This is a genomic window from Pseudoflavonifractor sp. 60, from assembly GCF_009911645.1.
Lineage (GTDB): Bacteria > Bacillota > Clostridia > Oscillospirales > Oscillospiraceae > Lawsonibacter.
In genome coordinates this window covers 19,274-29,895 of the sequence record NZ_QWKI01000073.1, presented here as the reverse complement: position 1 = coordinate 29,895, position 10,622 = coordinate 19,274, and the positions used below count along the sequence as shown (strand labels likewise).

General features: G+C 62.0%; 11 protein-coding genes. All 11 read right to left on the bottom strand.

The genetic code is table 11. The features are described from left to right. Nucleotides 1–235: 235 nt before the first annotated feature. The 11 genes from D1646_RS08240 to rapZ all read right to left on the bottom strand — a co-directional run bounded on the left by D1646_RS08240 (nt 236) and on the right by rapZ (nt 10,617). On the bottom strand, nt 236–925 hold the full coding sequence (locus tag D1646_RS08240; protein ID WP_160636000.1) for an MgtC/SapB family protein: 690 nt from the start codon (nt 923–925) through the stop codon (nt 236–238). A 12-nt stretch (nt 926–937) separates the two neighbouring features. Continuing rightward, nucleotides 938–1,663, bottom strand: a complete 726-nt coding sequence (locus tag D1646_RS08235) for an MgtC/SapB family protein (protein WP_160635999.1) — start codon at nt 1,661–1,663, stop codon at nt 938–940. Nucleotides 1,664–1,675: 12 nt separating this feature from the next. Then, the gene (locus tag D1646_RS08230) at nt 1,676–5,134 is read right to left on the bottom strand and encodes a DNA polymerase III subunit alpha (protein WP_160635998.1); all 3,459 of its coding nucleotides are present in this window, start codon (nt 5,132–5,134) and stop codon (nt 1,676–1,678) included. Nucleotides 5,135–5,214: 80 nt separating this feature from the next. After that, entirely contained in the window at nt 5,215–5,697 is a 483-nt protein-coding gene (locus D1646_RS08225; RefSeq protein WP_160635997.1) for a GNAT family N-acetyltransferase, read from the bottom strand. Nucleotides 5,698–5,814: 117 nt separating this feature from the next. Next, nucleotides 5,815–6,060, bottom strand: coding sequence for a hypothetical protein (locus D1646_RS08220; protein ID WP_160635996.1), 246 nt, complete (start codon nt 6,058–6,060; stop codon nt 5,815–5,817). Beyond that, on the bottom strand, nt 6,057–6,356 hold the full coding sequence (locus D1646_RS08215; RefSeq protein WP_347565164.1) for a DUF1330 domain-containing protein: 300 nt from the start codon (nt 6,354–6,356) through the stop codon (nt 6,057–6,059). The genes D1646_RS08220 and D1646_RS08215 overlap by 4 nt, the downstream gene beginning before the upstream one ends. Nucleotides 6,357–6,360: 4 nt before the next feature. Beyond that, nucleotides 6,361–7,248: a DNA-binding protein WhiA gene (gene whiA, locus D1646_RS08210; protein WP_160635995.1), complete on the bottom strand. Its 888-nt coding sequence runs from the start codon at nt 7,246–7,248 to the stop codon at nt 6,361–6,363. Between the two features lie 2 nt (nt 7,249–7,250). Then, nucleotides 7,251–8,291 (bottom strand): gluconeogenesis factor YvcK family protein, encoded by a 1,041-nt coding sequence (locus tag D1646_RS08205; RefSeq protein WP_160635994.1) that lies wholly within the window; start codon nt 8,289–8,291, stop codon nt 7,251–7,253. Beyond that, on the bottom strand, nt 8,284–8,775 hold the full coding sequence (locus D1646_RS08200; RefSeq protein ID WP_160635993.1) for a hypothetical protein: 492 nt from the start codon (nt 8,773–8,775) through the stop codon (nt 8,284–8,286). The genes D1646_RS08205 and D1646_RS08200 overlap by 8 nt, the downstream gene beginning before the upstream one ends. A gap of 3 nt (nt 8,776–8,778) precedes the next feature. Beyond that, the gene (locus D1646_RS08195) at nt 8,779–9,741 is read right to left on the bottom strand and encodes a hypothetical protein (protein WP_160635992.1); all 963 of its coding nucleotides are present in this window, start codon (nt 9,739–9,741) and stop codon (nt 8,779–8,781) included. 12 nt (nt 9,742–9,753) lie between these two features. After that, nucleotides 9,754–10,617: an RNase adapter RapZ gene (gene rapZ, locus D1646_RS08190; RefSeq protein WP_160635991.1), complete on the bottom strand. Its 864-nt coding sequence runs from the start codon at nt 10,615–10,617 to the stop codon at nt 9,754–9,756. Nucleotides 10,618–10,622: the final 5 nt, after the last annotated feature.

Here is a 10,622-nt window from a genome sequence, read left to right as displayed (position 1 = left end):
GAAGCCGCTTGCCCCCTTTGGCAAAGGGGGTGGAAAGATTATCATATGAAGTGCAACACAAGAAAAAAGGGAGGACATGACAGCTGACGCCGTCCATAATCATTAAATTCAACCCGCCCTATATCGTCTCATGTTACCGGGGGGCGGACTCAAAGTTACCATCAAACTGCCAGAGCGAGGGAAAAGTTTCTTTTCAAAGAACAGAAGGCCCGTCCAGTGAGGACACAGAAGACCGTCAGGTCTCTACCACGGTGAGCACGCCCTCGATTCCCGCAAGCTCCCGCAGGATATCCTCCCGGCCGGCCCCCTGACGGGAACGTAGGGCGAACACGGCGCAGGAGTTCCCTCCCTTATCGCTCTTTTTCGTAATCTCCACATCCACAATCTTCGCCCCCAGGATATGGCAGCGGGAGACCATCTCCTCTAGACAGGAGGGCTTGGCGTACTCAATATACACGTTGACAAGCCGGTCCCGACGCACCAGGCTGTACTCCAGCTTGGAGAAGAACACCTCTGCCACCAGCACCAGGAAGGTGGCGTAGACCGCCCCCTCATAGAAGCCCGCGCCGCAGCACAGCCCCACGATGGCCACCACCCACAGTCCCGCTGCGGTGGTCAGGCCCCGAACCCGGCGCCACTTGGTCATAATAATGGCCCCGGTACCGATGAAACTGACCCCGGCAATGACCTGGGCCCCCATACGGCTCATACTGATGGGGTAGCGCATCACCACATACATATACTGGCTGGTGGCGGTGGTCATGGCCGCCCCCAGGCAAATGAGGATATGGGTCCGAAATCCGGCGGGGCGGCGCTTGTTGGATCGCTCCAGACCGATGAGTCCGCTGCATACCAGAGCCAGCAGAACCCGCACCGTCATGCCCAGCAAATCGGGCTGACGCAAAAAATGCAATCCATTCAGCATAGTCCCCACCCCCTATATCTCGTCGATGGCCTTCACCGCAGGGCTGTAGGCCAGTTGGGTCAGCACCTTGGTATGGGTCTGGTGCTTGGGCAGGCGGAGGTAAAAGACCACACTGACCTGCTCCTGCTCCTCCGCCTTCCGCTGGCGCTCCAACTCCATATCATAGACCTGGATGTTCAGTTCCTTCACCTGCGCGATAAATTCCCGCACCTGCTCCAGGGTCTCCAGCTCCACGTACAGGTTCATGTTCCGGGACCGGGCCAGAGCGAACTCCTCCACATAGGGTAGCACCTCAATGCACAGGAAAATGGACAGGAAGCCCAGCAGGACCCCCTCATAGAAGCCGGCCCCCACAGCCAGCCCTACACAGGCCGTGGCCCAGAGGCCCGCCGCTGTGGTCAGGCCCTTGACCTCCCGCTGCTCCGTCACCAGAATGGTGCCCGTCCCCAGAAAACCAATCCCATTGATGACTTGGGCCCCCAGGCGGGTTACGTCGGCAATCATGCCCACCTCCCGCTGGGCGTCCGCCCACAGTGTGCTCAGGGCGGCATACTGGTACTGCCCCAGCACCATGGTCAGCGCAGCCCCCATGCACACCATCATATAGGTACGAAAGCCCGCTGGCCGGTGCTTATGCTCCCGGTTGACACCAATGATTCCGCCAAAGAGCACCGCCAGCGTCAGCCGCAGAATAACAGAATATAGATTGAACTGACGCAGCTCATTCAACAGAGCCATGGTCTCACCTCTCTACTTCACAACCACATTCATCTCTCCCAGCCGTTCCCGCAGGTCCTGGAGCAGAGCGGGATGGATCTCACACCGGCCCCCCACCAGCTTTTTACAGTCCACAAAATACAGCTTCACCTGACTCTCCCCAGGGAAGAAGGACAGAGCCAGCCGAACCCTCCGCAGCACGGGGTCCTCCCGGCTGGGCAGGCGCAGATAGAGGGTCTGAGCGCTGGCCTCCTGGACGCTCTCCAGCGCCGAGAGAGGCCGGATGGCGTCCACCGTCAGCTGGGGCTCCTTCTCGTCCCGCAGGGATATTTTTCCCTCCGCCAGGATGGCCACATTCTCCTTAATATAGCCGCCGCTCTCGCCCAGGGTCCGGGAGAAGCACACCAGCTCCATGGAAGCGGTGTCGTCCTCCAGATTCACATACGCCATAAGGGTGTTGTTGCGGGTGGTGCGGGTGCGGTAAGAAGAGATCACCCCTGCGATGGACACCCGCTGTCCATCCCGGTAGACGCGGGGCCCCCCCGCCTCCTCGCAGTCCTCCAGAATGGAGCCGATGGTCACCGCCCCGCTGGCCTTGGCAATCTGCCGGTACTGCTCCATAGGGTGTCCACTGAGGTAGAGCCCGGTGATCTCCTTCTCCATATTCATCAGCTCCTGGGCGGTGTACTCGGGCAGGTCGGGGAGAATCAGCGGGGGCAGGGAGACGTCCTCCTCTCCGCCGCGTATGCCAAACAGGTCCAGCTGCCCCTCCAGATTCCGCTTCCGGGCCGCGGCAATGCCGTCCAGCACCTGATTGTAGACCTGCATCAGCTGGGACCGGCGGCAGCCCATGGCGTCAAAGGCCCCGCTTTTAATCAGGCTCTCAATCATCCGCCGGTTGGTCATCTGGTCAAAGAGCCGGCTGCAGAAGTCCATAAAGTCGGTAAAAGGACCGCTCTGCTCCCGCTCCGCCAGCAAACCGTCGATGACCCCCTGGCCAACCCCCTTCAGGGCCACCAGTCCGAAGCGGATCCCCTCCTCCACCACGGTAAAGTCGGCGCCCGACTGGTTCACGTTGGGGGGGAGGATCTGAATGCCCATATCCCGGCAGGCGGCGATGTACTTGGCAACCCGCTTGCCGTCGTTCAGCACCGAAGTGAGCAGGGCCGCCATGTACTCCTTGGGATAGTGGCACTTGAGGTAGGCGGTCTGGTAGCTGACAATGGCGTAGACCAGAGAGTGGGACTTGTTAAACGCGTACTCGGCAAAGTCGGAGATGTCGTCGTAGATGGCCTGGGCCGCGTCCTCCGGGACTCCGCGCTTCCGGCAGCCGTCGATGTTTCGGGCCGGGTCGCCGTGGAGGAAAGCCTCCCGCTCCCGCTGGATATCCTTGGCCTTCTTCTTGGACATAGCCCGGCGCACATTGTCGGCCTGGCCCACGGAGTAACCCGCCAGGTCCTGGAAAATCTGAATGACCTGCTCCTGGTACACAATACAGCCGTAGGTATTGGCCAGGATGGGCTCCAGGGAGGGATGGCGGTAGGTGATTTTATCCGGATTGTGCTTGCTCTCGGTAAACTTGGGAATGGAGGACATGGGGCCGGGGCGATAGAGGGCAATGATGGCGGTAATATCCTCCACCGTCTGGGGCCTGAGGCCGACACACACGCCGGTCATCCCCGCCGACTCCATCTGAAACACCCCCGCCGTCTTGCCCTCGGAGAGCATCTCCATGGTCTCTGGGTCGTTTTCCGGGATAGACTGAATGGTAAACGAGGGCTCCTTCCGCTGGATCATCTTGGCCGCGTCGTCCAGCGTGGTCAGGTTGCGCAGGGCCAGGAAGTCCATCTTCAGCAGGCCCAGCTCCTCCAGGGGGACGGCCTCATATTGAGTCACAGGCTGACCGTCCTTGGAGGCGGCCAGAGGCACATACTCCACCACCGGACGCCGGGTTATGACCACGCCGGCGGGGTGGACGGAGGCGTTTCGGGGCGTACCTTCCAGGGCGATGGCCGAATCCAGCAGCTTTTTGATCTGGGGGTCCTGGTCACAGGACTCCTTCAGCTGCTTGGACAGGGTCAGGGCCTCCGCGATGGAGGCGTTGTTGGGGATCAGCTTGGACAGCCGGTCCCGCTCCTGATAGTCGATGCCCATGGTCCGGCCCACGTCCTTCACCGCCGCCTTGGCCTGGAGGGTATTGAAGGTGACGATCTGGGCCACGTGGTCCTCGCCGTACTTCCCCTTCACATAGTCGATGACCTCCTGCCGCCGCCGGGTACAGAAATCAATGTCCAGGTCGGGCATGGAGACCCGCTCCGGATTGAGGAAGCGCTCAAAGAACAGGCCGTACCGCATGGGGTCCACATTGGTGATATTCAAACAGTAGGCCACCATGGACCCCGCCCCCGAGCCCCGGCCCGGTCCCACCGGAATGCCCTGGCCCTTGGCGTAGGCCACAAAGTCGTGGACAATGAGGAAGTAGTCCACAAAGCCCATCTGACGGATCATGGCCATCTCATAGTCCAGACGCTTCTGCTGCTCCGGGGTCGGACTGGGGTAGCGCCAGGCAAAGCCCTTCCGGCACAGCTGCTCAAAGTAGGCGTCCCCGTCCGTCCAGCCCTCGGGGAGCTGGAACTGGGGCAGGTGGTACTTGCCAAACTCGAAGTCCACATTGCACAGCGCCGCGATTTTGGCGGTGTTCTCCAGGGCCTCTGGATGGTCCGGGAAGAGGGCGGCCATCTCCGCCTCCGATTTTACATAGAACTCCTGGGTATCAAAGCGCATCCGGTCGGGGTCGTCCAAAGTCTTGTCCATCTGAATGCACATGAGGATATCCTGGAGCTGGGCGTCCTCCCGGCGCAGGTAGTGGGCGTCGTTGGTGGCAATCAATGGGATACCCGTCTCCTGACTGAGGCGAATCAGTTCCTCATTCACCTTCTTCTGCTTAGGTAGGCCGTGGTCCTGGAGCTCCAAATAGTAGCCGTCCTCCCCGAAAAGGGTGCGCATTTCCAGGGCCACCTCCCTGGCCTTGTCGTACTCCCCCGCCAGCAGCAGCGTGGGAATCTCCCCCGACACACAGGCCGAGCAGGCAATCAGACCGCCGCAGTGCTCCCGCAGCAGGTCCATGTCAATGCGGGGCCGGTTGTAAAAGCCCTCCAGATAGGCCTTGGACGCCAGATAGGACAGGTTGCGGTATCCCTCTTCGTTCCGGCACAGCAGCACCAAATGGCGGGCCTTCAGGTCCAGCTCCCGCACCTGCTGGAACCGGGTCCGCCCCAGAGGAGCCATATAGACCTCGCAGCCAATAATGGGCTTGATCCCCTCCTTCTTACAGGCCCGGTAGAAATCCACCGCACCGTACATACAGCCGTGGTCCGTAATGGCCACCGCCTCCTGGCCCAGCTCCTTGACCCGCTGCACCAGCTTTTCAATGCGGCAGACTCCGTCCAAAAGGGAGTACTCCGTGTGGAGATGTAAGTGGACAAAGGACATGGCGCGCGCCTCCTCTCATTTGTGCCCTCGCCGGGCGGCCCCTCTTTTCTTGATGAAAAACTCCGTTTTTCCGCTGACCATCAGGGCTGTGCCGCCTCTTCCAGGTTTTTTCCAGTCAGACGGTACACCGTCCACTCATCCATGGGAACGGCGTGCATCCGTTTGGTGTAGAAGTCAATGGAGGGCTGGTTCCAGTCCAGACAGGCCCACTCCAGCCGCCCGCAGCCCCGTTTCACCGTGATTCGGGCCAGCTCCTTCAGCAGAGCCTTTCCATAGCCCCGGCCCCGCTCCTCCGGCAGAACAAACAGGTCCTCCAGGTAGATCCCCGCCCGGCCCAGCCAGGTGGAAAAGTTGTGGAAAAACAGGGCGAAGCCCACCTCTCTCCCCTCCGCGACGGCAAAGATCACCTCCGCCTTCCGCTTCTCAAAGAGCCACTCCTCCAGCAGCTCAGGGGTTGCAATCACCTGGTCGGGCATATGCTCATACTCCGCCAGGGCGCGGATAAAATTTAAAATAACGCCCTCGTCGCCGGGGACGGCGGGGCGGAAGGTACAGTTTAACATGATTTTCTCCTTTGATTGATGTTTATTGATGTTTAAAGACAAAAGGGTTGCCTTTGACGGCAATCCTCTGCCCGCTGCTCTTATATTGCCGCTTCGGCAAAAGACAATCCCCCGCTCCTAATATTTAGAGCGCAGAATGTCCTCGCAGGCCTCGTCCAGGCACTGTTCCAGTGTATGGAATCTCCTCGACTCACTGACATAACCCAGACGCACATAATGCCACAGGCCGCTTTCCTCCCTTTTTACCAGTACCCATGCGCCGCCGCATACGCCACAATAACCATACCGAAATTCGTCCCGTCCAGTCTCTTCCAGGGGCAGACCCCTATATTCACCGTTTCCCTCTCCGATGGGTCCACTCACTCCAATCCCTCCGCAATAATCGCCCGGCTGTCCACGCTTTCGGCCCGTTTCGACATGACAGCCCTGTATTCCGGCGAGGAAAAGCAGCAATCCAGCTGTTCCCTGGTGTCAAACCGAACGACAATGACCCGCTGGGGCGTCCGTTCTCCACTCAGATGGCTGACGCACTCGGTCCTCACCAGGTATCTGCCCCCGTGCGCCTCTACAATGGGCCTGACCTGGCGGATGTAATCGTCATACTCGCCCCGGCCCCGCTCCTTGTCAATGTAGGTGTCCACCATAAAATACCACGCCACCGTCTCACTCCCTCCCCAACTCCACCAGCTTGCGCAGGCGGTGATTGAGGGCGGACTTGGTGACCGGCGGGTCGCAGCGCTGGGCCAGCTGGGACAGGGTGTCCTCCGGGTGGGCCAGGCGCAGGGCCGCCGCCTCCCGCAGCTTGTCCGGCAGGGTTATGAGCACGCCCTCCCGCTCCAGCCGCCGGATGGCCTCCACCTGGGACATGGCGGCCTCCACCGACTTGTCCAGGTTGGCGGCGTCGCAGTTAACCCGCCGGTTCACCTTGCCCCGCAGGTCCCGCTCCAGCTTGGCGTTCATCACCTCCATCGCCGCCAGGGGGGCGCCGATACAGGTGAGGAAATCCTCGATTTTGTCGCTCTGCTTGAAATAAATCACCGTATTCCCCTTGCGCTGGGCGGACTTGGGCTCCTGGTCCAGCTCCCGCATCAGGGCCAGCACCTCCCGGCTGACGCTGTGGTGGGAGGTGGCCAGCTCCAGATGGTAGCCCTTCCTGGGATCGGTGACGGACCCCCCCGCCAGAAAGGCCCCCCGCAAAAAGGCCGCCCGGCAGCAGCTCTCCTCCAGCAGGGCGAAGTTGACATGGAGGGCCACAACTCGGGGGTCGGACCCGAAGGTATGGTGGATGACCTCCAGCTTTTCTGGAACCTCCAGGGCGAAGACCTGTTTGCCGTCCCCCTGGGGCAGGCGGTCGAAGGTGAGCTTGAAGGCCTTTTGAAACAGCACAGGCAGCCGCTGGGCAAATACCTCGTTCTCAGTGACAATGCGGGCCTGACTGGCGCTGAAGGTGTTGCAATAGAGCAGAACCCCGTAGGCCTCCGCCTGGGCGCAGCACTTCCGGCTGAGAGGAATCCGGCACAGCTGTGTTTTCACGTCTCCCGCAAAGGACATAGTTACTCCTCCAATATGTACCGCCGGTCTCCCCGGAAAATACGCACCGCCCGGCTTCGATAGATCTCCAAAATGGCCTGGGCCAGCCGGTCCGGGTCGTGGCGGGCATAGTCGCCGTTCTCTGAGGACACTGGCCGCTCCACCAGCTCCAGGCCCAGCTTGGCAATGCGCTCCCGGTCCACCGCCAGAGGAACGGCGTCCTCCTCCAGGTACTTCTCCAGCAGTCCCGGGCGCACCGGGGCGGAGTTGGCCAGGCACAGGTCCAGCAGACCGGGCGCGCCGTGGACCAGCAGGGCCTCCAGGTGATCGGCGGCGGTATAGCCCTCCGTCTCCCCGTCCTGGGTCATGATGTTGCAGACATAAATCTTCGGCGCGTCCGACCGGGCCACCGCCTGGGCTACCCCCTCTACCAGCAGATTGGGAATGATGCTGGTGTACAGGCTCCCCGGGCCCAGCAGGATCAGGTCCGCCTCCCCGATGGCCTCCAGGGCGGCGGGGGTGGCCTTAGGGTGCTCCGGAATCAGCGACACGTGGTGAATCCGACAGTCCTGCTCCTTCTTCACCGCGGCGATCTGGGACTCCCCCACCACTCGGGCGCCGTTCTCAAAGACGGCCTCCAGCTGTACATCGGCGCTGGTCACCGGGATGACCTGCCCTGTGATGGCCAGAACGTGGCTCATCTCGGCCACCGCCTCCTCGAAGGAGCCGATCACGCCGTTGAGAGCGGCCAGCAGCAGGTTCCCGAAGGACTGTCCCGCCAGAGTACCCTCAGAGAAGCGGTAGGTGAGCAGCCGTTCCATAATAGGCTCGGTGTTGGCCAGGGCCTCCATGCAGTGGCGGATGTCCCCCGGCGGAGGCATCCCCAGGTCCTGGCGCAGCATCCCGGACCCGCCGCCGTCGTCGGCAACGGTGACCACGGCGGTGAGGTTCTGGGTATATTTTTTCAGGCCCCGCAGCATGGTGGACAGCCCTGTCCCGCCGCCGATGGCCACGATCTTAGGGCCCCGCTCCCACTGCTGAAGGGTTGGGTATGCTTCACTCATCCCGTTTCCTCGCTTCCGGCCAGTCCCCTCTGTGCTGCTCCAGGACGTCCAGGCAGAAGCGCCACACCGCCTCCTCATGCCCGTCCATCCACTCCTCGAAGGCGCTGGCCGCCCCTCCAAAAACGCCCTCTACGGTGGCCTCCAGGCCCTGACGGTACTGGGCCTCCACCTCGGTATAACCGTTGTCCCGCAGGTAGTCCGCCGTTTTCACCTGGAGCTCGCGGGGAGAAGTACCATAAAAATTCTCATAATACCCGCCGGCTCCCTCGTGGAACGTCTCAAACTGCCATGTCATCACCTGGTAAAGGGCCTCCAGCCAGTCCGGACGGTTCCTGGAGTACCAAACATAGATGTACTCGATCAAATCACTCAATGCACCGTTGTCCGGGTCAAACAGGTCCCCAGTACCGTTGTAGGTATTTACTATCACGCCCTTTTCCTTCAGGCGGGCGATGCTCTCATACAGCTCTTCCGGCTCGGTCACGGTCTACACCTCCATCCGCCCCAGACGCTCCTGCACACGCGGCCAGTCTTGGTCTCCGAACTCCTCCCGCAGGCACCGCAGGGTCCTCTGGTCCTCCTCGTTGAACTCCGCCCGCTCCAGCTGGTCCAGCCAGGCCAGCAGCAGGTCCTCCGCGTCCTCCATCAGTGAGATGTTCCGCACCGGCCCCTCGTCCAGCAGGGCCCGGATCAGCCCGTCCGCCGCGTCCAGCTGCCCCCGGGACAGCGTCTCCTCTTCCAGCCGCCGGCGCAGTCCGCCCCCCTGGGCACAGGCCAGAGCTGTATAGGAGGGCAGGATATCATTCTGCCACCCCTCGTCCAGCAGCCAGTCCTTCATCTCCTGGCTGGCGGGCTCCAGCATCCGGACAGCGTGAACCCGGCCCCAGCCTCGCACCTTTTGGGCAATGGCAAAGAGCTCCTCATTCCGGTTCTCCCAGTGCCCGGCTACAAAGGCGCAGTATAAGGTCAGCTCCTCCGCCAGAGCCAGGGTGCGCACCGTCTCCTGCCACGTCCCCTGGGCGGAGGCCAGCAGCTCCAGCACCGCCAGGGCGTACTTCACCGCCCCCAGACTGGCGCTGTGGAGAAGTACCGCGTTGGCAAAGCTGAACAGACGGCTGGGGTCCAGCTCCTCCCGGTGGTCGATGATCCACTGCTGGAGATCGTCCACGCTGCTCAAAAGCCCGTCGTCCCCCCCGAAGCAGGCGGCCAGCTTGGGCTCCACAGCCTCATAGTCCCCGCCTCCGGCGGCCAGCCGGGTTATCTCCTCCAGCTGTGCTAGCAGCTCCGGATTTCCGCCGCCCCCAAGGTGGTAGAAGGTGATGCCGTCCCGGGCCCCCTCCACAAACCGCAGCCCGCCTTCCTCCTCCGGCGGGGGCTGGATGGAAAACTCTCCCGGCAGAGTGCCGTCCGGCTGGATGGCCGCCCTGATCTGTTCATAGATGGATGCCATAGAAAACCCTCCTTAATTCCGGCCCATATCCCGGTGGCTCTCGGTCACCGGCCAGCCCTGGGCCCTGATCTTCTCCCCCAGGGCGTGGGCGATGGCCACCGAACGGTGGTGGCCTCCGGTGCAGCCGATGGAGATGACCAGCGCGGTCTTCCCCTCCTCCTCATACCGGGGGAGCAGCCAGCCCACCAGCTCCCACAGGCGGGCTAAAAACTCCGCCCCCTGGCCGTTCTGGAACACATGGTCTCGTACCCCGGTGTCCAGGCCGGTGAGGGGCCGCAGCTCGGTGACGTAAAAGGGATTGGGGAGGAACCGGGCGTCAAAGACCAGGTCGGCCTCCATGGGAACCCCGTGCTTAAAGCCGAAGGAGGTCACCCGCACCTCCATGCGGCCCTCTGCCGTCCCCGCCCGGCCAAACATCTGCCGCAGCACGCCCTTCAGCTTAGCGGTGGACAGGTTGGTGGTATTGATGATCTTGTCCGCCCGCTCCCGCAGAGGGGCCAGCATCTCTTGCTCCAACGCAATGGCCTGCTCCAGGCTGTCCGTCTCCTCCGCCAGGGGGTGGGACCGGCGGGACTCCTTATAGCGGCGGATGATGGTCTCCTCCGATGCCTCAATGAACAAAATGCGGTAGGCGCACTTCATCCCCTCCAGGGCGTCCAGGGCGTGGAACAGGCCGTCAAAGTTGGTCCCGGACCGGATGTCGGTCACCAGGGCAACCCGGTCATACTCCCCCGACCCCGCCATACCCAGCTCGGCAAACTTGGGGATCAGCGGCGGGGGCAGATTGTCCACGCAGAAATAGTCCATGTCCTCCATAAAGGAGGCCGCCTTGCTCTTTCCCGCCCCGGACATACCGGAAATGATGATAAACTCCATGGTAT